Here is a 24,003-nt window from a genome sequence, read left to right as displayed (position 1 = left end):
GGTTTTTCTCATGAGAGAAGGTATCCACCCCAAGTACGAAGACATCACCGCGACCTGCAGCTGCGGTAATGTCATCAAGACCCGTTCCACCATCGGTCGTGACATGCAGCTGGACGTTTGCTCCCAGTGTCACCCGTTCTTCACCGGTAAGCAGAAGGTGATGGACACCGCGGGTCGTATCGACCGTTTCCAGAAGCGTTTCGGCGGCCGTATCAAGAAAGGCAGCTGATCCGTTCATTGCAGCCGGTCTCCTCAGGGTGGTCGGTCACTGCGAAAAAGGCGCCTTCGGGCGCCTTTTTTTGTGCCTGGCTGTTTTTTTGTTCCACGCTATTCAAGCGACTTCGAGCTGTTCAGTAATTGTTCAGGAGCCCTTGTTTGCTCTGGGTAGGCGAGCCATAATGTCGCGCTCCCGTCAGCGCTGGCGGGGCTAAAATAAAGCGAGAATAAAGTCGAAGTTTCCGCCGTGCGATGCGGCGGTATAATGGAAAAAACCTTATAAAGCAGGTTACGTCTTCGACGGCAATAACGTATCTCCACTCTTTTAAACGTGACAAACGGAACAGTGGCAATGTCTCAAGATCTGAAAACAGCGGCCCTCGATTATCACGCCAACCCGCGTCCGGGTAAGCTGAGCGTCGAAATCACCAAGCCGACCCGGACATCCCGCGATCTCTCCCTGGCCTACAGCCCGGGCGTGGCTGAGCCGGTTCGCGAGATTGCGAAGGACCCCGAGAACGCCTACAAGTACACCGCCAAGGGCAACCTGGTGGCGGTCATCTCCGACGGTTCCGCCATTCTGGGGCTGGGCAACCTCGGGCCTCTGGCGAGCAAGCCGGTCATGGAAGGCAAGGGCGTCCTGTTCAAGCGTTTTGCCGGCATCGACGTGTTCGACATCGAGGTGGATTCCGAGAGTCCGCAAGCGTTCATCGAAACCGTTGCCCGCATCGCGGATACCTTCGGTGGCATCAACCTGGAAGACATCAAGGCGCCGGAATGCTTCGAGATTGAGCGTGCCCTGAAAGAGCAGTGCAACGTGCCGATCTTCCACGACGACCAGCACGGCACCGCGATCGTCACCGCCGCCGGCATGCTCAATGCGCTGGAACTGCAGGGCAAGACGCCGGAAGAGGCCAAGGTGGTCTGTCTGGGCGCCGGTGCGGCGGCCATTGCCTGCATGAAGCTGCTGATCAGCTGCGGCATCCGTTCCGAGAATATCTTCATGCTGGACCGCAAGGGCGTGATTCACGCCGGTCGCGACGATCTCAACCAGTACAAGGCGATGTTCGCCAACGAGACCGACAGACGCACCCTGGATGACGCTATCGATGGCGCCGACGTGTTCCTGGGTGTCTCCGGTCCGGATCTGCTCAGCGCCGAGCAGCTCAAGAAGATGGCGCCCAACCCAATCGTGTTTGCCTGTTCCAACCCGGATCCCGAGATCAGCCCGGAAGTCGCCCTGGCGACCCGTGATGACCTGATCATGGCCACCGGCCGCTCGGACTACCCGAACCAGGTCAACAATGTGCTTGGCTTCCCGTTCATTTTCCGGGGCGCGCTGGACGTTCGAGCCACCGCCATCAACGAGGAAATGAAGGTGGCGGCGGTTCATGCCATCCAGAAACTGGCCAAGGAGCCGGTGCCGGCGGAGATCTGCGAGGCTTACGGTGTGGACAGCTTCGAGTTCGGCAAGGAGTACATCATTCCCAAGCCGATGGATGTGCGTCTGCTGGAGTTCGTTCCGGCGGCGGTAGCCCAGGCGGCGGTAGACTCGGGTGTGGCGCGTCACGCCTACCCGGCCCATTACCCGCTGAAGTCTCTGGACGACATCAAGTAAGGCTGCCGGCAGCCACAAAAAAACCCGCCAGATCGCTGGCGGGTTTTTTTATGCCCGGAGTTTCCCTTCCCTAAGTCAGAACAGCTCCTGGGGCAGGACCGTATCGCCGTTGGCGTCGTTGCGAATGGTTTCGCTGGCCTGCTGCTCGGGGACGTTCTCTTCCCGGAACAGTTCGAATACCGCGTTGGTGTTGCCCGGGGCGGCGCGTTCACCGGTTTCCGGATCAATCTTGACCGTCACGATGCCGTTCGGGCGGGGCATGAACTCCGAAGGCGTGTCCTTGAGCGCGACTTTCATGTAGTCGAGCCACACGGGCAGGGCGGCGACGGCGCCGTATTCACCGCGCCCCATGGGTTCCGGCGTGTCGAAACCGACGTAGGCGGTGGTCGCGATGCGGTGGTTGAAGCCGGAGAACCAGGCGTCGCGCTGCTCGTTGGTGGTGCCGGTCTTGCCAGCGATGTCGTCCCGGTTCAGGGCCAGGGCGCGCCGGCCGGTGCCGCGTTTGATAACGTCGCGCAGGATCGAATGCATGATGTACACCGCCCGCTGGTCAGCCAGGCGCGGTGCGGTGCGTATGGCGGGAAAGCCTACTTCCGGCGTGGGCGACTGGTCGGCGATCTCGGCGCAGTTGTCGTCACACTGGATGACACTGGGCGCGGCGTAAACGATGTGGCCCCGGCTGTCTTCGATCCGGTCGATCAGGTAGGGGGCAACGTCATAGCCGCCGTTGGCGATGACCGCGAATCCGCGGGCGACGTCCATGGGCGAGAAGGTCCCGCTGCCCAGCGCCAGGGTCAGGTCGTGGGGCAGGTTGGACGTGTCGAATTTCAACTGGTTGAGGTAGTCGATGGTGTAGTCGATGCCGATCGAGCGCAGCAGACGGATCGAGACCAGGTTGCGCGACTGGTACAGCGCCTTGCGCAGGCGCGTGGGGCCGGCAAAGCGGCTGCCGGAGTTTTCCGGACGCCAGGAGGTGTCCATGTTGGTGTCGTTGAGAACGATGGGCGCGTCATTGATGACCGTCGCGGCCGTCTTGCCTTTCTCCAGGGCGGCCAGATAGAGGAACGGCTTGAAGTTGGAGCCGGGCTGGCGGCGCGCCTGGATGGCCCGGTTGTACTTGGACTCCTGGTAGCTGTAACCGCCGGACAGGGCCAGAATGCCTCCGTTCTGGGCGTCCAGGGATATCAGTGCGCCCTGGACGTCGGGCAGTTGCGACAGGGCCATTTTTGGCGTGACCGGCGTGGAGGTCTCGCCATTGTCTGATGGATTGGCGTCGTTGTCGCCGGACGGTGCTGGGGTGATGGTCTTGGCGTAGACGATGTCGCCCACCTTGAGGACGTCGGCGGGTTTCTTCGGTGCCGGACCTCGACGATCCTGATTGCGGTACTCGCGGGCCCAGGTCATGGTGTCGAACGGCATGTCCGTCTGCCCCAGCGACTGAGCGTAGACCGTTGCGGAATCATCATTCAGGGCGGTGACCACTACCGGCTGCAGGGCATCGTAGGATGGGTAGTTGCCCAGGAGTTTGTCGAACTCGCCACTCTCCAGCGTGTCCTCGTCGGCGGTGCCAAGCGGGCCACGATAGCCGTGGCGGTGGTCGAAGCTTTCCAGGCCGGCCTGCAGGGCATTGCTGGCGGCGGCCTGCTTGTCGCTGTCGATGGTCAGGTAGACCTTGTAGCCGTCGGTGTAGGCGTCATCGCCGAAGCGGCGGACCATCTCCGAGCGCGCCATCTCGGCCACGTAGTCGGCTTTGAGTTCGGTTTCAGCGCCATGGTAGCTGGCGGTCACCGGGGTGTCGGTGGCCTGACTGTACTCCGTATCGGAGATGAAGCCCAGTTCGTGCATGCGCTGGAGGATCCAGTTGCGCCGGATCAGGGCGCGTTCCGGATTGGCCAGCGGATTGTAGGCGGAGGGCGCTTTGGGCAGGCCGGCCAGCATGGCCATCTGTGCCACTTCCAACTGATCGACCGGCTTGCCGTAATACACGTTGGAGGCGGCCTGGATGCCGTATGCCCGATTCCCGAGATATATCTTGTTCAGATACAGTTCCAGGATCTGCTGTTTGGAAAGTTCACGTTCTATCTGAAGGGCAAGCAATATCTCATTGAACTTTCGAATAAACGTCCGATCACGTGTCAAAAAGTAATTTTTTGCAACCTGCATCGTGATGGTACTGCCCCCCGAACGGATCGATCCGGTGGTCACCAGTTCCACGGCAGCCCGCACCAGGCCTTTGATGTCGACTCCGGCGTGCTCGTAGAATCGCGAATCTTCGGCCGCCAGGAAGGCATGTAACTGAGTTTTAGGGATCTGTTCGATTGTGATCGGGGCCCTTCTCTTTTCACCGAATTCTGCTATTAATCTGTGGTCGCTTGAATAGACCCGAAGCGGTGTCTGGAGTCGGATGTCGACCAGCTGGTCCACAGACGGTAATCCCGGCCTCAAATAAAGGTAGAAGCTGGAAAGCAGCATGGCGCCTATGGAAAGACCCAGTAAAAACAGCCATGTGGTGACGCGAGTAAAGCGGATCATTCGGGACATTTTTTCTGACAACTGTAGGATATAGGTCTATCATCTGAGAAATTGCTTTAGAAGGATAAGGCATCCTCAAAGTTCAACATGCCTTTCTTCTAATCACGAAGAAAGAGCATTGTAGACGCAAAGCAAAACAAATTCTCTCTGAATAAAAAATACGTAACCGGGTGCATTAAACCAGGTATAGGGTGAGCGCGTGTTCGGATTGTTCGGTAAGAAGTCCAGTGCCGTACTGGGCATCGACATCAGTTCTAGCTCGGTCAAGCTTCTGGAGCTCTCCAGACTGAGTGGCGAGCGGTATAAGGTAGAAAGCTATGCGGTTGAACCGCTGCCTGCCAATGCTGTTGTCGAAAAAAATATCACGGATGTGGAAGCTGTCGGCGACGCCATAAGGAAAGTGGTGAGCAAGGCCCGGACCGGGTGCAAGCAGGCAGCAGTGGCCGTATCGGGTTCGGCGGTGATCACCAAGGTGATCCAGATGACCGGCGGCCTGAACGAGTTTGAAATGGAAGACCAGATCGCACTGGAAGCGGATCAGTACGTTCCCTATCCCCTCGATGAAGTCGCCATCGACTTTGAGGTCCAGGGGCCTTCCGAAACCAACCCCGATCAGGTGGACGTCCTGCTTGCGGCCTGCCGCAAGGAGAACGTCGACATCCGCGAGGATGCGCTGTCCATTGCCGGACTGTCCGCCAAGGTCGTGGACGTGGAAGCCTACTCCCTCGAGCGGGCCTACACGCTCATCGAGTCGCAGCTGGACGCCCAGGGTGAAGAGCTGGTTGTCGCCATTGTCGACGTGGGCGCGACCATGACCACCCTGAGCGTGCTGGCCGATGGCAAGACGGTCTACACCCGCGAACAGATCTTCGGTGGCAAGCAGCTCACCGAGGAAATCCAGCGTCGCTACGGTCTGTCCCTGGAAGAGGCCGGCCTGGCCAAGAAACAGGGCGGCCTGCCGGATGACTATGAGTCCGAAGTCCTCTCGCCGTTCCGCGAGGCCGTCGTCCAGCAGGTCGCGCGGGCGCTCCAGTTCTTCTTCGGCGCAAGCCAGTACAACGCCGTGGACTATGTCGTCCTCGCCGGTGGTACCGCGTCTATCCAGGGGCTGACTGAAATGGTCGAGGAAAAGACCGCGACCGCCACGCTGGTGGCCAACCCCTTCGCCGATATGGCCGTGGGGTCCCGGGTAAACGCATCGGCTCTGAGCAATGACGCGCCGTCGTTGATGATTGCCTGTGGTCTGGCGATGAGGAGTTTTGACTGATGGCGAAGATTAACCTCAGACCCTGGCGGGAAGAACTACGGGCGGAGAAGCAGCAGCAATTTGTGGTGATGCTGGTGGGTGCCGTGATCGTAGCGGCGGGCCTTGGGTTCCTGTGGAAGACCCAGGTCGATAACCAGATCAACTACCAGGAATCGCGTAACGCCTACATCAAGAATGCCACCAAGGAGCTGGATTCCCAGATCAAGGAAATCGAGAATCTGCGGCGCCAGCGCGACGAGCTGATCGCCCGCATGAAGGTCATCCAGGATCTGCAGGGCAAGCGCCCGGTGATCGTTCGGGTCTTCGACGAGCTGGTCAAGACGCTGCCGGATGGGTTGTTCTATACGGATCTCAAGAAAGCCGGGGACACCGTTGCCATCGTCGGTATGGCGGAATCCAACAGCCGGATTTCCAGCCTGATGCGTCAATTCGACGAGTCCGAGTGGTTTGCCAATCCCAACCTGACCAACGTGTCAGCGGCCGACAGCCGTCGTGCCGGGTACAGCCAGTTTAACCTGTCGGTCCAGCAGAAGACGCCGGAGCCCGAGGAGGAGGATAAGTAATGAGCCTCGCGGACTCACTGAAAAGCCTGAACGAATTCGACATCAACGATCTGGATGTCAACAACGCCGGCATCTGGCCGATGCCGGTGAAGATTATTGTGGCCCTGCTGCTGTTCGGCCTGATTCTCGGCGGCGGCTACTGGTTCTTCATCAAGGATCAGTACGCCCAGTTGGATCGGGTGGAGAAACAGGAGGTCGAGCTCAAGGGTGATTACGAGCAAAAGGCCTACAAGGTGGCCAATCTGCCGGTGTTCAAGAAACAGATGGCGGAAATGGAGGAAACCTTCGGCGCGCTCGTTAAACAGCTGCCCAGCGACACCGAAGTGCCGGGTTTGCTCGAAGATATTACCAACACGGCGCGGGGCAGTGGCCTCGAGCTCCAGGAGATCAAACTGCAGCCGGAGCAGCAGCGCGATTTCTACATCGAGCTGCCGATCAATATCCAGGTTCGCGGGACCTATCACGAGCTGGCGTCGTTCGTCAGCAGCATTGCAGGGCTGCCTCGTATCGTGACCCTGCACGACTTTACGATCAAACCGACAGGTGGTGAGGGGGATCTGCTGGACATGCAGGTTCAGGCCCGTACCTACCGTTACCGGGCTGGGGAGTGAGCATGATGAAACAGCATGCATGGAAAGCCTGGACCTGTGTCTGTATGGCGTCGTTACTCTCGGCCTGTTCGCAGAGCAGCGGCTTTTCCGATCTGGACCAGTTCATGGCTGAGGCTCGTGCAAAGCCGCGGGGCCACGTCGAACCGTTGCCGGAATTCAAGGCATACGAAGCGTTTACCTATTCGGCATCGGATCGTCGTGCGCCTTTCGAGGTGCCGATCGAAGTGCAGCTGACCATGGTGGATGATCAGCCGCAGAGCAACATCGAGCCGGACCTGGATCGGCCCAAGGAGGTTCTCGAGAGCTTCCAGCTGACCGATCTGAACATGGTGGGCACGCTCAAGCGGGCCGACGGCGGTAACGGTGGGCTGTACGCGCTGATCAAGGACAACACGGGTGGTATCCATCGGGTTCACAAGGGAAATCACATGGGACAGAACTACGGTCGCGTCATCGGCGTCAATGAGACGCGCCTAGAGCTTGTGGAAATTGTTCCCAACGGCCGTGGCGGTTGGGTAGAGCGTCCCCGAACCCTATCGCTGGATGAGGGCTAAGGAGCGGCAGAATGAACAAACAAAGAACAGGTTGTAAGCAAAACAGGTTGGGGTCGAGGCTAACGATGTTCAGAAAAATTGTAATGATGTTCGGCATGGCAGCGCTCGGCATGGCGTCCGGGTTGGCCCATGCCGTCAGCCTGAATGATGTCGAGTTCACTTCCCTGCCCGGAGAGGGGACGGAAGTGGTGCTGAAATTCGATGGCACACCGCCCCAGCCGACGGGTTACACCATCGAGCGTCCGGCGCGGATCGCGATCGACCTGAAAGGTGCCAGCAGCGCGCTGGAATCGCGTAGTCTCTCGCTGGGCAGCGGCAACGCGCAGAGCATGACGGTGGTTGAAACCAAGGATCGAACGCGCCTGATCTTCAACCTGGTGGAACTGGTTCCCTACAGCACCGACGTTGAAGGCGACGCGATTGTCATGAAGATCGGTGGCGAGTCGGGCTCCGGCAGCGCCGCCTCTGCAGCGACCGCGGCGGCCTCGACGTCCAGCGCGTCTTCATCATCGCGCGCGATCAAGGGCGATGCGATCTCCAACGTCGACTTCCGTCGCGGAGCCGATGGCGAAGGTCGTGTCGTGGTGTCACTGAGCAACCCCAAGGTGCCGGTGGACCTGTCCGAGAGCGGCGGCCGTATCCGTCTGGTCATGGACGGTGCCAATGTGCCCGAAGCCCTGCGCCGTCGTCTGGACGTTACTGACTTCGCCACGCCGGTCACCCGCGTGGATACCTTCATGCAGGGCGACAACGCGGTGATCGAGATCCGCCCGGAAGGCAACTACGACTACCTGGCTTACCAGGCCGGCAGCGAGTTCACCGTCGAGGTGGAGCCCCTGACCGAGGAAGAGGCGGAGAGCCGCCGCGAGGATAAATTCCCGTACACCGGTGAAAAGCTGTCCCTGAACTTCCAGGACATCGAAGTGCGCTCCGTCCTGCAGCTGATCGCGGACTTCACCGGCCTCAACCTGGTGGCCAGTGATACGGTGAGCGGCAGCATCACCCTGCGCCTTCAGAATGTGCCCTGGGATCAGGCGCTGGATCTGATTCTCAAGACCAAGGGTCTGGACAAGCGTCAGATCGGCAACGTCCTGCTGGTTGCGCCGGCCGATGAAATTGCCGCCCGCGAGCGTCTCGAACTGGAAACCTCCAAGCAGATCGCCGAGCTGGCCCCGGTGCGTCTGGATATCATCCAGGTGAACTACGCCAAGGCCGCGGACATCGTGGCGCTGATCCAGGCGGACGACGAGCTGATTTCCGATCGTGGCTTTGTGTCTTCCGACGCACGTACCAACACCATCAGCGTGCGGGAAACCAGCGAGAAGCTGGAGCAGATCCGTCGACTGATCTCCACCTGGGATGTGCCGGTGCGTCAGGTGCTGATCGAGGCGCGAATCGTGCGGGCCCAGACCAACCTGGCGGAAGAGTTCGGTGTTGAGTGGGGCTTCAGCGGTCGTGGTGACGCCAATGGCGGCGACAACAACGCGGTTGTGGGCGGCTCTGGAAGTGGCCTGTCCGGTATTACCGGAGGCGGCGCACTGGATCTGGCCAATAACGACCTGAACGTAAATCTGGGTGTTTCCGATTCCAACGCGTCCTCCATCGCGTTTGGCTACGTGGGTACCGACTTCATGGTCGACCTGGAGCTGTCAGCCTACGCCAGCGACGGCAAGGCCGAGATCGTGTCCCAGCCCAAGGTCGTGACGGCCGATCGCCAGACCGCCAAGATCCTGTCCGGTGAGGAAATCCCGTACGAAGAGGCGTCTTCCAGCGGTGCTACGTCCGTATCCTTCAAGGAAGCGGTACTGTCTCTGGAGGTGACGCCGCAGATCACGCCGGACGACAAGATCATCATGGATCTGCAGGTCAACCAGGACTCCCGCGGCGAAGAAACCACAGCCGGTCCGGCCATCAACACCAACGAAGTGGCCACGCAGTTGCTGGTGCGCAATGGCGAAACGGTCGTGCTGGGCGGTATCTTCCAGTCTGAGCAGTCGGTGACCATCACCAAGACGCCGTTCCTGGGTGATATTCCCTACCTGGGCGCGCTGTTCCGCAACACCAATACGGTGGACGAGCGTAGCGAACTGCTGGTGTTCATTACACCGAAGATCCTCAAGGGCGACCTGATCGACTGATCGCCTGGGTTGATCCGAGAGCCGTCCCGATGGGGCGGCTTTTTTGTGCCTGAGTGTTTTGTGGGAGCCCGTGGCGCTTGAGTTATCCGTACTCAGTCGCCTGTGCTATGCTCAGCGCCCTGTACCGAATTGAGTGGAACTATGTCGTTGCCAGATCGTATTGTTCTCGTCGGTCCGATGGGTGCGGGGAAAAGCACGATCGGCCGACTACTGGCCAGGGAGCTCGGATACCGCTTTATCGATTCCGATCGTCTGATCGAAGAACGATGCGGTGCCAATATCCCCTGGATCTTCGACGTTGAAGGCGAGAGCGGTTTCCGCAAACGCGAGACCGGCATCCTGGAAGAGCTGTCTCACGAACACGGCGCGGTCATTGCGACGGGAGGCGGTGCCGTGATGCTTGACGAGAACCACGGCCACCTGTGCCGGGACGCCGTCGTGGTTTACCTGAAAACCTCCGTAGACCAGCAATACGAGCGCACCCGTCGCGACCGCAATCGTCCCCTGTTGCAGCAGGAAGATCCGCGCGGCGTCCTGCAGGCATTGTTCCGTACGCGGGATCCGATCTACTCCCGCCTGGCGGATGTGGTCATGATGACCGATCGCAAGAGCCCGCGTCTGGTGGTGCGCCAGCTTTTGAACCGCATCAAACCGCGCGTACCGCGCAAAAAGCGTCAGTTGAGGAAGGAAGGGCAGCACAATGTCTGATTTGACCCGTCGGCTCACGGTGGCGTTGGGTGAGCGCAGCTATCCGATCATCATCGGCCAGGGCCTGATCGGCCGCGAAGACCTGAGCGACTACGTTGTTGGCGAGCAGGTCCTGATCGTGACCAACGAGGCGGTGGCGCCGCTTTATCTGGAGCAGGCTGTGGCCAACTTCCCGGGGAAGTCGGTCGATCACGTGATCCTGCCCGACGGTGAAAAGTTCAAGAACTGGGAAATCCTCAACCGTATATTCGACGCCCTGCTGGAAAAGCGCCATACCCGCAAGACCACGCTGGTCGCTCTGGGAGGCGGGGTGATCGGGGATATGACCGGTTTTGCCGCGGCCTGTTACCAGCGCGGTGTGCCGTTTATACAGATTCCCACAACGCTGCTGTCCCAGGTGGACTCGTCGGTTGGAGGCAAGACCGGCATCAACCATCCCCTGGGCAAGAACATGATCGGCGCCTTCCATCAGCCGGAAGTGGTACTGATCGATACCGATAGCCTGAAAACCCTGCCGTCCCGGGAACTGCCTGCCGGGCTGGCCGAGGTGATCAAGTATGGCCTGATCCGTGAGCCGGAGTTCCTGGCCTGGCTGGAGCAGCGGGTGGATGACCTTCGGGCGCTGGAACCGGCGGCGATGGTGGATGCGATCTATCGGTCCTGTGCCTGCAAGGCGGACGTGGTAGCGGTGGATGAGCGCGAAGGAGGGCTTCGGGCCATTCTCAACCTCGGGCATACCTTCGGTCACGCCATCGAGACTTTTACCGGCTATGGCACCTGGTTGCATGGTGAAGCGGTGGGTACCGGCATGCTCATGGCGGCAGACCTTTCCCGGCGTTGCGGGCACCTGTCCGAGACCGACGTGGCCCGCATCCGGCTGTTGCTTGAGCGCGCCGGCTTGCCGCTCGAGCCGCCGGCGGGAATGACGCCCGATGATTTTCTGCGATTGATGGCGGTGGACAAGAAGAATGTCGATGGCGCGTTGCGCCTGGTGTTGCTCGAGGCCATGGGAGAGGCCGTTGTGACATCGGATTTTCCGTTCCCGCTGCTGGAAGAAACCCTCTCTGCATACTGTCATTGACCCGGCCGATGACGCCGGTCACGGATGAAGTGACGCATGATCGACGATAGGCTTACCAGCGACCCCGGCAGTCTGTTTCAAAAACTGCAGGAGCGCTATGGCCTGGGGCAGGATCCCCTGGCCATGGAACACCCCTTCTTTCCCGGTGCACAGCGCCAACATACTCTTGAAACGCTGCGGCACCTGTCGGCGTTCGGCGATATGGCCCTGGTGGTGACCGGGGCGCGCGGGTCCGGCAAGACCCGGTTGCTGGCCGAGCTGGTTCGTGGCGAGTCGGAGCGGCTGGACTTCCAGCGTCTGGAGGTCGCCGATTGCCACAGCGAGCAGGCCCTGTGTGATCGATTGCTGCGTATCGCGCATCACGGGTTGGGGGCAGGGCGCTCGCCTCGCGACGCTATTTTTGGCTTCTTCCGCTGGAGCGAAACCGCCACATCCAGGGGGCGCCGGATAGTCCTGCTGATTGACGACGCCGATCACATGCCGACCGCGCTGATTCAACTCCTGCTGACGGCCTATTGCCGTGGTGATCGGAGCCAGGGAGCGCTGCCGGTTCTGGCGGGGGCGGAATCCCTGGTGACCGATCTGGCGGAGGCGTCGGGCCTTGAATCGTATGTCCACCCCTTGCGCCTGCGGCCCCTGAACCGGGAGGAGTTGGCCGACTATTTGCGGCCCCGGCTGCAAAAAGCCGGTGGCGATACGGCCGACTTGCTCAGCGGCACCCGCCTCAAGAAACTGCATGAACTGAGTCAGGGCAGTTTTGGCCGGCTCAAGCGAACGGCGCCTGCGGTCTGGCTCGACATGGCGGGGCATCAACCCGCTGCAGTGGCGCGTCGCCGGTCGTTCAACGTCCGATCGTTGCTGATCCCTCTGGCCCTCGTCGTCTTGTTGGGCGTGTCATGGCTGGTGGTGTCCTGGCAGTATGATGCAACCGTGGCGTCCCAGGAGACGGCATCAGAGCCGCCGGCGGAACGGAAGACGGTACGACTGGGGCCGGGCGCGGAAGAGTGGGCGGAGGCCGCCGATCACCCGGCCGATGCCGACGCCGCTGAGTCCGGAGCTGCGGGGACGATGGCACGTGCGAATCCGGAGGCTCCAGGCACGTCCGCCGCCGATGCGGGCGCGGATGGGGAGTCCGCGACCCCGGTTCCGGTTGAGTCTGACGACGATGTCCAGAGGGCGTCGCCGGTGGACGAATCTGCGGTGTCGTCTGAGGGGGCGGCAACGGACGTTGCCGAAGATGCGAGTGCGCTGTCGGGCGCAGCTCCGGGAGCCGCCGATGACGAGGCAGCCGTCGGTGAGCCATCGGAAACGTTGTCGGAAACCGTGCCGACGCAAGGACCTTCGGGCCCTGACGCGGAAGAAGAGGATGCCGTTACACCGGAAGCGTCCCGGCCGGCTGAGGCGCCGCCAGCGGACGGGGCTCAGTCGAACGATTTGTCACAACCGGCGGAAGAGGCACCCGCTTTCCAGCCGGACCTGCCGCAGCGCTTCCGGGATGTCGCGCCGCTCAGAACGGAATCCGGCGTGACCGCGCAGTTCATTGCCGGCTTCGAAGAGGCCACGGCCATCGACTTCCTCAACCAGCACCCGGACGTGACCGAGCTCGTCTATACACGCTCTACACGGCAGGGTAAACCGTGGTATGTTGTGATTTACGGACGGTTCCCCAGTCGTGAAGAAGCGCGCGCGGCCATTGCGCGCCTGCCGGGGAACCTGGCCCGGCACGACGTCTGGATTCGTTCATTATCAGGCCTCTAGCCGGGTAGGGCTGGCCCGGCCGAGGCTGCTCGGGCCGTATTCCGGAGTGACGTGAAACCGTTTGCGTTACCGGATTGATCTTATTCTTTTTTGTTCTTTTCACGCCGCTTTGTTATTTCCGTAGTCTCGCTAAAAATTGCTCAAGAATTTGAGTACGTACTAGCACGCATGTAAAATGGCCAGCCCCCATTTTCAGGGTCGGCGGGTGATGTGCCTGGGCTCGGCATCTATCCCGTTGATTGAAAAGAATTTTTATATGAGAGAACGCTTATGATGACAGGTTTGTATCATCCCAGTGAGTTCCGGGACAACTGTGGATTTGGCCTGATTGCCCACATGAAGGGCGACGCCAGCCACAAGTTGCTGCAAACTGCCATCGAGTCGCTGACCTGCATGACCCACCGCGGTGGGATTGCGGCGGACGGCAAGACCGGTGACGGCTGTGGCTTGTTGCTGCAGAAACCCGACGCCTTCCTGCGCAAGGCTGCCAAGGCAAGCCTGGGCAAGGAACTGGGTGACCTTTACGGCGTCGGCATGATTTTCCTGGATCAGGACGACGCCAAGGCGGATCGCGCCCGAAAGGTTGTGGAAAAACACCTGGTGGACCAGGGGCTGGACGTTGTGGGCTGGCGTGAAGTCCCCACCGACAGCGAGTGCCTGGGGCCAATGGCGCTGGACTGCCTGCCGCGTATCGAGCAGATTTTTGTGGAGCCGGCGGGCAAGAGCGAGCGGGAATTCGGTATCGGGCTGTTTCTGGGGCGCCGCCACGCCGAGCGAGAACTGGCCGACGACAGCGAGTTCTACATCTGCAGCCTGTCCCACAAGACCATCGCCTATAAAGGCCTGATGATGCCGGTGGATCTGCCCACCTTCTATAAGGACCTGGGCGATCCCGATCTGCAGACCGCGATCTGCGTTTTCCACCAGCGCTTCTCCACCAACACCATGCCGCGCTGGCCGCTGGCGCAGCCGTTCCGTTTCCTGGCCCACAACGGCGAAATCAACACCGTTGACGGCAACCGCAACTGGGCCATCGCCCGGGCGTCCAAGTTCAAGTCACCGGAGCTGCCTGACCTGCAGACCCTGCAGCCGCTGGTCAACCGAACCGGTTCGGACTCCTCCAGCATGGACAATATGCTGGAAATCCTGCTCGCCGGCGGTGTCGACCTGTTCCGGGCCGTGCGCATGATGATTCCGCCCGCGTGGCAGAACGTCGACACCATGGATTCCGACCTGCGCGCCTTTTACGAATACAACTCCATGCACATGGAGCCCTGGGACGGTCCCGCCGGTCTGGTGTTGTCCGATGGCCGTCATGCGGTCTGTATGCTGGACCGCAACGGTCTGCGCCCGGCGCGCTGGGTGATCACCAAGGACGATTTCATCACATTGGCGTCCGAGATCGGCACCTACGGCTACAAGCCGGAGGACGTGGTGGCCAAGGGCCGTGTCGGACCGGGTCAGATGCTGGCGATTGATACCGAATCCGGCGAAGTCCTGCACACCAGGGACATCGACCAGCGCCTCAAGACCAGTCAGCCCTACAAGCGCTGGCTGCGCGAGAATGCGCTGCGCGTTGAGGCCACGCTGAATCAGGACACCCCCGAGTTCCGCTTGATGGAAAGCGACGACCTCAAGGTGCACCAGAAGATGTTCCACGTGTCGTTCGAGGAGCGCGACCAGGTGCTGCGCCCCCTGGCCGAAAGCGGCCAGGAAGCGGTGGGCTCCATGGGTGACGATACGCCCATGGCGGTGCTGTCCAGCAAGGTGCATCACGTGGCGGACTTTTTCCGCCAGAAGTTCGCCCAGGTGACCAACCCGGCGATTGACCCGCTGCGCGAGTCCATCGTGATGTCCCTGGAGACCTGTCTGGGCGCTGAACGCAACGTGTTTGAGGAAACCCCGGATCACGCCAACCGGATCATCCTGTCGACACCGGTGCTGTCTCCGGCCAAGTTCCTGCGCATCGAGAGCAACGATCGCCCGGGCTTCGAAGTAGCCCGGATTCGCCTGAGTTACCGGCCGGAAGTCGGCCTCAAACAGGCGGTCGAGGCCGTCTGTGCCGAGGCGGAGCAGGCGGTACGCGATGGCCGGGTGTTGCTGATCCTGAGCGACAAGGATCTGAAAGAAGGTGAAGTGCCGGTCAATGCCCTGATGGCAACCGGCGCGGTTCATCATCACCTGGTCCAGAAGGGGCTGCGCAGCGATGCCAACCTGATCGTTGAAACTGGTTGGGCGCGTGACTCCCACCACTTCGCGGTGCTGTTCGGCTTTGGCGCGACGGCGGTCTATCCGTACCTGTCGTATCAGATCCTCAACGACCTGATCCGCACCGGCGAGGTGATGATGGATCCGATCGAGGCCAAGAACAATTACCGCAAGGGCATCAACAAGGGGCTGCTGAAGATCCTGTCGAAGATGGGTATCTCCACCATTACCTCGTATCGCGGTGCCCAGCTGTTTGAAGCCATCGGTCTGGCCGATGAGGTTGTGGACCTGTGCTTCTGCGGTGTGCCCAGCCGTATCCAGGGTGCTGGTTTCTACGATTTCCAGCAGGACCAGGAGCTGTTGGCGCGCCTGGCCTGGAAGCCGCGCAAGCCGATTTCCCAGGGTGGTGTACTCAAGTACGTCCACGGTCAGGAATACCACGCGTTCAACCCGGACGTGGTCAACACCCTGCAGCGGGCGGTGACCGACGGTAGCTATGGCACGTACCGCGAATACGCGGCGCTGGTCAATGAGCGCCCGGTAGCGACGCTGCGCGACCTGCTGGGTTTCCGCGACGGCATCGCGCCGATCGATCTGGACAAGGTGGAGCCGGTGGAAGCCATCTTCCCGCGCTTCGACTCGGCCGCCATGTCCCTGGGGGCGCTGTCGCCGGAGGCGCACGAGGCGCTGGCGGTGGCCATGAATACCCTGGGCGGGCGCTCCAACTCTGGTGAGGGCGGTGAAGATCCGGCCCGTTACGGCACCGAGAAGCGTTCCAAGATCAAACAGGTGGCTTCCGGCCGCTTCGGTGTCACCGCCGAGTACCTGCGCAGCGCTGACGTCATGCAGATCAAAGTGGCCCAGGGCGCCAAGCCAGGCGAGGGCGGCCAGTTGCCCGGTGGCAAGGTCAACGAGCTGATCGCCCGTCTGCGCTACTCTGTGCCGGGTGTGACCCTGATCTCTCCGCCGCCTCACCACGACATCTATTCGATTGAGGACCTGGCGCAGCTGATCTTCGATCTCAAGCAGGTCAATCCGCAGGCACTGGTGTCGGTCAAGCTGGTTTCCGAGCCGGGCGTCGGCACCATTGCCGCTGGCGTGGCCAAGGCCTACGCCGACCTGATCACCATTTCCGGCTACGACGGCGGTACCGCGGCCAGCCCGCTGACTTCCATCCGCTATGCCGGTTCGCCGTGGGAGCTGGGCCTGAGCGAAGCGCAGCAGGCGCTGCGTTCCAACGACCTGCGCGGCAAGATCCGCCTGCAGACCGATGGCGGCCTGAAGACCGGGCTGGACGTGGTCAAGGCCGCGATCCTGGGCGCCGAAAGTTTTGGCTTCGGCACCACGCCGATGGTGGCGCTGGGCTGCAAGTACCTGCGCATCTGTCACCTGAACAACTGTGCAACCGGTGTCGCCACCCAGAATGATCACCTGCGTGAAGAACATTTCAAGGGCACGGTCGAGATGGCAATGAACTTCTTCCGCTTCGTGGCGGAGGAAACCCGCGAGTGGATGGCCAAGCTGGGTGTGACCAACCTGGAAGAGCTGGTCGGCCGCACTGACCTGCTGGAAGTCCTGCCGGGCGATACCGCGCGTCAAAAACAGCTGGACCTGGCGCCGATCCTCGGCAATGACCTGATTCCGGCGGACAAGCCGCACACCTGCCAGGTGGAGCGCAACAAGCCGTTCGATGAGGGCGCCCTGGCAGAGCAGATGGTCAAGGACGTCACCGGCGCCATACAGAGCAAGTCCGGTGGTCACTGGCAGTACCGCGTGACCAACTGCGACCGCTCGATCGGCGCCCGCCTGTCTGGCGAGATTGCACAAGTGCACGGCAACAAGGGTATGGTGGACGCCCCCATCACGCTGGACCTGAACGGTACTGCCGGCCAGAGTTTCGGGGTGTGGAACGTCGGCGGCCTGAACCTGATCCTTGAGGGCGACGCCAACGACTACGTGGGCAAGGGCATGACCGGCGGCAAGCTGGTGGTCCGTCCGCCTCGCGGCAGCAGCTTCGAGACGCAGGACACGTCCATCATCGGCAACACCTGCCTGTACGGCGCCACCGGCGGCAAGCTCTTCGCCGCTGGCACCGCGGGCGAGCGCTTCGGTGTGCGTAACTCCGGCGCCCACGCGGTGGTCGAGGGAGCTGGCGATCACTGCTGCGAATACATGACCGGCGGCCTGGTGACCGTGCTGGGGACCACCGGCCACAACTTCGGTGCCGGGATGACCGGCGGTTTTGCCTACGTGCTGGACCAGCAGAACACCTTTGTCGACAAATACAACCACGAACTGGTGGAAATCCAGCGTATTTCCAGCGAAGACATGGAGCCGTACCGCAACCATCTTCGCAGTGTGATCCGCGAGCATGTGGCTGAGACCCAGAGCGAATGGGCCGAACACATTCTCGACAATTTCGACGACTACATTGGCCGTTTCTGGCTGGTGAAACCGAAGGCCGCGAGCCTGCGGACACTGCTGGCCAGCACACGGGCCCGGCCGGAGTAAATCTCCGGCCCAGCCCGCAGGCGCGGGCACTGTTGAATCGTTGTCGAAGTTGAATCCTTGAGAGTGATGTGATGAAAGAGAGACTGAATAACGACTTCCAGTTCGTTGAAGTCGGCCGTATCGACCCGAAAAAAGTACCGGCTAGCAAGCGCAAGAAGGAATTCCAGGAAATCTACCACCCGTTCAAGCAGGAACAGGCGGCCAGCCAGGCGCACCGCTGCCTGCATTGCGGGAACCCTTATTGCGAGTGGAAGTGTCCGGTTCACAACTACATTCCCAACTGGCTCAAGCTGGTGTCCGAAGGCAACCTGCTGGAGGCCGCCGAGCTGTGTCACCAGACCAACTCTCTGCCGGAAGTCTGCGGCCGGGTGTGCCCGCAGGACCGTTTGTGCGAAGGGGCCTGTACCCTGAACGACGGCTACGGCGCGGTCACCATCGGTTCGGTGGAGAAGTACATCACCGACACTGCCTTCGCCCTTGGGTGGCGTCCGGACCTGTCCCACGTGAAGTGGACAGACAGGAAAGTCGCCGTGATCGGCGCCGGTCCGGCCGGGTTGGGGTGTGCCGACATCCTGGCGCGTAACGGCGTCAAACCGGTGGTTTTTGATCGCTATCCGGAAATCGGCGGCCTGCTGACCTTCGGCATCCCCGAGTTCAAGCTCGAGAAGAGCGTGATGAGCCGTCGCCGGGAGATCTTCGAGTCCATGGGCGTCGAGTTCAAGCTGTCCACCGAGGTGGGCAAGGACGTGTTCCTGGAAGACATCATCGATGAATACGATGCGGTCTTCATGGGGATGGGCACCTACACCTACATGAAGGGCGGCTTCCCGGGCGAGAACCTGCCGGGCGTTTACGACGCGCTGCCGTACCTGGTGTCGAACGTGGATCGTCGCCTGGAGCTGGGCGCCACCGATGGCGAGTTCATCGATATGAAAGGCCAGCGTGTGGTGGTGCTCGGGGGCGGTGACACCGCCATGGACTGCAACCGCACGGCGATCCGCCAGCAGGCGGCCAGTGTGACTTGTGCCTATCGTCGGGATGAGCAGAACATGCCAGGCTCCGTGCGAGAGGTAGCCAACGCCAAGGAAGAAGGCGTCAAGTTCATGTTCAACCGCCAGCCGATCGCCATCATTGGCGAGGATCGGGTGGAAGGGATCAAGGTCGTGCAGACCCGCCTGGGCGATCCCGACGAGAACGGTCGTCGTCGTCCGGAAGTGGTGCCCGGCAGTGAAGAAGTCATTCCGGCCGATACGGTTTTGGTGGCCTTCGGTTTCCGGCCCAGCCCGGCGGAATGGTTCGACAAGCTGAGCGTGAACGTCGACGATTCCGGTCGTGTGACCGCACCGGAGCAGGCAGAATTCGCTTATCAGACGTCCAACCCGAAGATTTTTGCCGGCGGTGACATGGTCCGTGGGTCGGATCTGGTCGTAACGGCTATCTGGGAAGGGCGCCAGGCCGCCGAAGGGATCCTCGACTACCTGGACGTCTGAACACGACGTATCGAGCCAGCGACGGGAGCAGTATGACAGAACTCAGAAACGACCGGTTTTTACGGGCCCTGCAGCGCCAGCCGGTAGACCGCACGCCGGTCTGGATGATGCGCCAGGCAGGGCGTTACCTGCCGGAATATCGCGCGACACGGGCCCAGGCCGGGGACTTCCTGAGTCTGTGCAAGAACACCGAGCTGGCCTGCGAGGTCACGCTGCAGCCGCTGGAGCGCTTCCCGCTGGATGCGGCGATCCTGTTCTCGGACATCCTGACGATACCGGATGCCATGGGCCTGGGGCTCTATTTCGAGACCGGCGAAGGGCCGAAGTTCAAGCGCACAGTGCGTTCCGCGGCCGATGTGGAGGCGCTGCCGACGCTGAGCGCTGAAACCGACCTCGATTACGTGATGGCTGCCGTATCCGCCATCCGCGGGGCGCTCAACGGCCGTGTGCCGCTGATCGGCTTCTCCGGCAGCCCCTGGACGCTGGCCACCTACATGGTGGAAGGCGGTTCTTCCAAGGACTTCCGCGAAGCCAAGAAGCTGATGTACAGCGAGCCGGACGTCATGCACGCGTTGCTGGGCAAACTGGCCGATGCGGTCACCGATTACCTCAACGCCCAGATCCGCGCCGGTGCCCAGGTGGTGCAGATCTTTGACACCTGGGGCGGCGCCCTGTCCAGTTGGGCTTACCAGGCTTTTTCCCTCGATTACATGCAGCGGATCGTCGATGGCCTGATCCGTGAGCACGACGGCCGCTACGTACCGGTGATCCTGTTCACCAAGAATGGCGGGCAGTGGCTTGAGTCCATGGCGACAACCGGGGCGGACGCCCTGGGTCTGGACTGGACGACAGACATCGGTCGCGCCCGCGCCCGGGTGGGCGACCGGGTGGCCCTGCAGGGCAACATGGATCCGGCGATGCTGTACGCGCCGCCGGAGCGCATCCGGCAGGAAGTCGCTGACATCCTGGCCCGCTATGGGCGTGGCACTGGCCATATCTTCAATCTGGGACATGGCATCACGCCGGACGTGGATCCCGCGCATGCCGGCGCCTTCATCGAGGCGGTGTGCGAGCTCAGCGGTGCCTATCACGATTAGGTGAGCATCCGCGCCGGATGGCTGTCCGGCGCGGTGCGAACTATAGTGTCAGAAGGAACTGGACACGATCCGGGCAGAGTCCGGGAAAGGAGCGCGGCACTGTGAGCGAAACCAGCATGGCCCACAATCGGCGCCGATTCGAGCGCATCTTGTTCGACGCGCCCTGTGACATCTACGTCGGCGACAACGCCTGGTCCAGCCAGGTCATGGATATCTCCCTCAAAGGGGTGCTGGTCCGGCGCCCACCGGACTGGACCTCCCGTCTGAACGATCCATTCGAGATTACGATTCACCTGAACGACCAGGACACCGGCATCGTGATGTCCGTGGCCTTGCGCCACGTCGAGGATGAGGTGCTGGGGTTTCAGTGCCAGTACATCGATCTGGACAGTGCCGCCCACCTGCGTCGTCTGGTGGAACTCAATCTGGGGGACCCGGCCTTGCTGGACCGGGAGCTGCGCCATCTCGGTGAGCAGCGATAGGTGATGGCGGGCGTCGTCCGTGAACGCCCGCTCGTTACATGTCGAGCAGGGCGTCGAGCGCTTCACTCAGTTTGGTGATGGCTTTCACCTTCATATTCTCGATCGGTTTGCGCGGCACGTTGGCCTTGGGCACCAGGGCGCGGGTGAAGCCGTGTTTGGAAGCCTCGTAGATCCGTTCCTGGCCGCTGGGCACCGGGCGGATCTCGCCGGACAGGCCCACTTCCCCGAAAATCACCAGATCCTGCGGCAGTGCCTTGTCACGGAAGGACGAGACGATGGCGGCCAGTATCGCCAGGTCGGCGCCGGTCTCGTTGACTTTCACGCCGCCGACGACATTGACGAACACGTCCTGATCCGCCACGTGCATGCCGCCATGACGATGCAGCACCGCCAGCAGCATGGCCAGCCGGTTCTGGTCCGTGCCCACCGCCACCCGGCGCGGGTAACTGCCCTGTGAGATGTCCACCAGTGCCTGGACTTCCACCAGGATGGGGCGGGTGCCCTCCCAGACCACCATCACCACACTGCCGGGGGCGGCGTCCTCGCCCCGGTTGAGGAAGATGGCGCTGGGGTTCTTCACTTCTTTCAGGCCCTGCTCCAGCATGGCGAACACGCCCAGTTCGTTGACCGCGCCAAAGCGGTTCTTGATGCCGCGCAGGGTGCGGAAGCGGCTGTCGCTGGAGCCTTCCAGCAGGATCGAGCAGTCGATCATATGCTCCAACACCTTGGGCCCGGCCAGGCTGCCGTCCTTGGTGACGTGGCCCACCAGGAACAGGATGGTGCCGGTCTGCTTGGCGAAACGGGTCAGCAGGGCGGCGCTCTCGCGTACCTGGGACACGCTGCCCGGCGCCGATTCCACCTCGCTCATGTGCATCACCTGGATACTGTCCACCACCAGCACCTTGGGCTTTTCCGCTTCCGCCACCTGGATAATGCGCTCGACGCTGGTTTCCGACAGCATCTTCAGATCCCGGGTAGGCACGCCCAGGCGTTTGGCCCGCAGCGCCACCTGCTGCATCGATTCCTCACCGGTGACGTACAGTGCCGGGAGCTGGCCGGCCAGATGGCAGACGGTCTGCAGCAGCAGGGTGCTCTTGCCGGCGCCGGGGTGCCCGCCCATGAGGATTGCCGAGCCTTCCACCAGGCCGCCGCCCAGGACCCGGTCCAGCTCCTTCATGCCGGAGCTGACGCGTTCCTGTTCCGCCAGGCTGATGGAGTCCAGCGACTGCACGCCGGACAGGCTGCCGGCAAAGCCCTCGAAGCGGGCGCCGCGGCTGCCGCCGCCGGACACTGAGCTGACACCGCGGACTTCGCTGATGGTGTTCCAGGCGGAGCAGGCGGAGCACTGGCCCTGCCATTTGGAGTAATCCGCACCGCATTCGGTGCACACGTAGGCGGTCTTGGTCTTGGCCATGGAAGCTCGGTGATTGCAGGTGGAAGGGAAAGGGCAGCCGACCGGATGGCCGGCTGCCGGGAAGCGCGGCTTACGCCAGCTTCTTGTACTTCATGCGCTGGGGCACCATGGCGGAGTCGCCCTTGCGCTGTTTGTGGTCCTCGTCGTACTCGGTGAAGTTGCCTTCGAAGAAGACGGCTTCACTGTCACCCTCGAAGGCGAGGATGTGAGTGGCCACACGGTCGAGGAACCAGCGGTCGTGCGAGATCACCAGCGCCGCGCCCGGGAAGTTGAGCAGCGCCTCTTCCAGTGCCCGCAGGGTTTCCACGTCCAGGTCGTTGGTCGGTTCGTCCAGCAGCAGGACGTTGCCGCCCTGCTTGAGCAGCTTGGCCAGGTGCAGGCGGTTGCGCTCACCGCCGGACAGGTCGCCGACGCGCTTCTGCTGGTCGCCACCCTTGAAGTTGAAGCGGCCGACGTAGGCGCGGGACGGCGTCTGGTAGTTGCCCACCTGGATGATGTCCTGGCCGTCGCTCAGCTCTTCCCAGACGGTCTTGTCGCCGTCCAGGTCGCGCATCTGGTCGACGTAGGACAGCTCGACGGTCTCGCCCACGGTGATGGTGCCGGAATCCGGCTGCTCGGTGCCGTTGAGCATGCGGAACAGGGTGGATTTACCTGCCCCGTTACCACCGATGATGCCGACGATGGCCCCCGGCGGTACGCGGAAGTCGAGGTTTTCGTAGAGCAGGCGACCTTCGAAGGCCTTGCTCACGCCTTCCACCTCGATCACCTTGTCACCCAGGCGCGGACCGGGCGGAATGTACAGCTCGTTGGTTTCGTTGCGCTTCTGGAAATCCTGGGAGCTCATTTCCTCGAAGCGGGCCAGACGGGCCTTGCTCTTGGACTGGCGGCCCTTGGCGTTGCTGCGCACCCATTCCAGCTCGTGCTTGATGGTCTTCTGGCGCGCGGCTTCCTGCTTGGCTTCCTGCTCCAGGCGTTTCTCCTTGGCTTCCAGCCACTGACTGTAGTTGCCTTCGAAGGGAATGCCCTGGCCGCGGTCCAGTTCCAGGATCCAGCCGGCGACGTTGTCGAGGAAGTAGCGGTCGTGGGTGATGGCGACCACGGTGCCGCTGAAGTCGTGCAGGAAGCGCTCCAGCCAGGCCACGGATTCGGCGTCCAGGTGGTTGGTGGGCTCGTCCAGCAGCAGCATGTCCGGGCCGGACAGCAGCAGGCGGCACAGGGCGACACGGCGGCGTTCACCACCGGACAGGTTGACCACCTTGGCGTCCCACGCCGGCAGGCGCAGGGCGTCGGCGGCGACTTCCAGCTTGCGCTCGATGTCGTGACCGTCGGCGGCCTGGATGAAACTTTCCAGCTCGCCCTGTTTCTTGGCCAGCGCGTCGAAGTCGGCGTCCGGCTCGGCGTAGGCGGCGTAGACCTGATCCAGCTCGGCCAGAGCATCGTGGATACCGGATACGGCTTCGTCGACGATTTCCTTCACCGTTTTGCTGTCGTCCAGTTCCGGTTCCTGGGGCAGGTAGCCAACGTTGATGCCTGGCTGCGGGCGCGCTTCACCGATGTAATCGTTGTCGATGCCGGCCATGATGCGCAGCAGCGTCGACTTACCGGCGCCGTTGAGACCCAGTACGCCGATCTTGGCGCCGGGGAAGAAGCTCAGGGAAATATCCTTGAGGATTTCGCGTTTGGGCGGAACCACTTTGCCCACGCGATTCATGGTATAGACGTATTGAGCCATGGTCAGGCAATGTCCTCTCGATT

The 24,003-nt window shown here is 61.8% G+C and carries 17 protein-coding genes; 14 read left to right on the top strand and 3 right to left on the bottom strand.

Going from position 1 to position 24,003, the window contains the following annotated elements; all coding sequences use genetic code 11:
• The first annotated feature begins 10 nt into the window (after nt 1-10).
• Together rpmE and GQB00_RS20585 are read left to right on the top strand one after the other, a co-directional pair.
• Nucleotides 11-229, top strand: a complete 219-nt coding sequence (rpmE, locus tag GQB00_RS20590) for a 50S ribosomal protein L31 (RefSeq protein WP_111498222.1) — start codon at nt 11-13, stop codon at nt 227-229.
• Between the two features lie 339 nt (nt 230-568).
• Nucleotides 569-1,834, top strand: a complete 1,266-nt coding sequence (locus tag GQB00_RS20585) for a malic enzyme-like NAD(P)-binding protein (protein WP_111498221.1) — start codon at nt 569-571, stop codon at nt 1,832-1,834.
• Between the two features lie 75 nt (nt 1,835-1,909).
• On the opposite strand, the gene GQB00_RS20580 is transcribed toward GQB00_RS20585, so the two are convergent.
• Nucleotides 1,910-4,375, bottom strand: a complete 2,466-nt coding sequence (locus tag GQB00_RS20580; RefSeq protein WP_165857656.1) for a penicillin-binding protein 1A — start codon at nt 4,373-4,375, stop codon at nt 1,910-1,912.
• A gap of 190 nt (nt 4,376-4,565) precedes the next feature.
• Between GQB00_RS20580 and GQB00_RS20575 the strand changes: the two genes are divergently transcribed.
• The 12 genes from GQB00_RS20575 (at nt 4,566) to GQB00_RS20520 (ending at nt 20,834) form a co-directional block, all read left to right on the top strand.
• Entirely contained in the window at nt 4,566-5,633 is a 1,068-nt protein-coding gene (locus GQB00_RS20575; RefSeq protein ID WP_165857655.1) for a pilus assembly protein PilM, read from the top strand.
• Nucleotides 5,633-6,196 (top strand): PilN domain-containing protein, encoded by a 564-nt coding sequence (locus GQB00_RS20570; protein ID WP_111498218.1) that lies wholly within the window; start codon nt 5,633-5,635, stop codon nt 6,194-6,196. The genes GQB00_RS20575 and GQB00_RS20570 overlap by 1 nt, the downstream gene beginning before the upstream one ends.
• On the top strand, nt 6,196-6,807 hold the full coding sequence (locus tag GQB00_RS20565; protein WP_165857654.1) for a type 4a pilus biogenesis protein PilO: 612 nt from the start codon (nt 6,196-6,198) through the stop codon (nt 6,805-6,807). The genes GQB00_RS20570 and GQB00_RS20565 overlap by 1 nt, the downstream gene beginning before the upstream one ends.
• A gap of 2 nt (nt 6,808-6,809) precedes the next feature.
• Complete coding sequence (locus GQB00_RS20560; protein ID WP_111498216.1) at nt 6,810-7,361, top strand: pilus assembly protein PilP; 552 nt, start codon at nt 6,810-6,812, stop codon at nt 7,359-7,361.
• A gap of 65 nt (nt 7,362-7,426) precedes the next feature.
• The gene (gene pilQ, locus GQB00_RS20555) at nt 7,427-9,499 is read left to right on the top strand and encodes a type IV pilus secretin PilQ (RefSeq protein WP_323127312.1); all 2,073 of its coding nucleotides are present in this window, start codon (nt 7,427-7,429) and stop codon (nt 9,497-9,499) included.
• A gap of 141 nt (nt 9,500-9,640) precedes the next feature.
• The gene (gene aroK / locus GQB00_RS20550; RefSeq protein ID WP_111498214.1) at nt 9,641-10,207 is read left to right on the top strand and encodes a shikimate kinase AroK; all 567 of its coding nucleotides are present in this window, start codon (nt 9,641-9,643) and stop codon (nt 10,205-10,207) included.
• Entirely contained in the window at nt 10,200-11,288 is a 1,089-nt protein-coding gene (gene aroB, locus GQB00_RS20545; RefSeq protein ID WP_165857653.1) for a 3-dehydroquinate synthase, read from the top strand. Before aroK ends, aroB begins: the two co-directional genes overlap by 8 nt.
• 36 nt (nt 11,289-11,324) lie before the next feature.
• Nucleotides 11,325-13,046, top strand: a complete 1,722-nt coding sequence (locus GQB00_RS20540; protein ID WP_165857652.1) for an AAA family ATPase — start codon at nt 11,325-11,327, stop codon at nt 13,044-13,046.
• Nucleotides 13,047-13,316: 270 nt separating this feature from the next.
• A complete protein-coding gene (gltB, locus tag GQB00_RS20535) occupies nt 13,317-17,765 on the top strand; it encodes a glutamate synthase large subunit (RefSeq protein ID WP_165857651.1) in 4,449 nt (1,482 codons plus the stop codon).
• 71 nt (nt 17,766-17,836) lie between these two features.
• A complete protein-coding gene (locus GQB00_RS20530) occupies nt 17,837-19,255 on the top strand; it encodes an FAD-dependent oxidoreductase (protein WP_165857650.1) in 1,419 nt (472 codons plus the stop codon).
• A gap of 32 nt (nt 19,256-19,287) precedes the next feature.
• Nucleotides 19,288-20,352, top strand: a complete 1,065-nt coding sequence (gene hemE, locus GQB00_RS20525; RefSeq protein WP_111498209.1) for a uroporphyrinogen decarboxylase — start codon at nt 19,288-19,290, stop codon at nt 20,350-20,352.
• A 116-nt stretch (nt 20,353-20,468) separates the two neighbouring features.
• The gene (locus GQB00_RS20520) at nt 20,469-20,834 is read left to right on the top strand and encodes a PilZ domain-containing protein (RefSeq protein WP_207950901.1); all 366 of its coding nucleotides are present in this window, start codon (nt 20,469-20,471) and stop codon (nt 20,832-20,834) included.
• A 34-nt stretch (nt 20,835-20,868) separates the two neighbouring features.
• Here the strand turns inward: GQB00_RS20520 and radA are convergent, their stop codons facing one another.
• Complete coding sequence (gene radA / locus GQB00_RS20515; RefSeq protein WP_111498207.1) at nt 20,869-22,248, bottom strand: DNA repair protein RadA; 1,380 nt, start codon at nt 22,246-22,248, stop codon at nt 20,869-20,871.
• A gap of 70 nt (nt 22,249-22,318) precedes the next feature.
• Nucleotides 22,319-23,980, bottom strand: coding sequence for an energy-dependent translational throttle protein EttA (gene ettA / locus GQB00_RS20510; protein WP_111498206.1), 1,662 nt, complete (start codon nt 23,978-23,980; stop codon nt 22,319-22,321).
• Nucleotides 23,981-24,003: the final 23 nt, after the last annotated feature.

The sequence above is a fragment of the Marinobacter sp. JSM 1782161 genome (assembly GCF_011421605.1).
Classification (GTDB): Bacteria; Pseudomonadota; Gammaproteobacteria; order Pseudomonadales; family Oleiphilaceae; genus Marinobacter_A; species Marinobacter_A bohaiensis.
The sequence above is the reverse complement of the archived record's forward strand: the minus strand, read 5'-3'. Positions and strand labels throughout refer to the sequence as shown.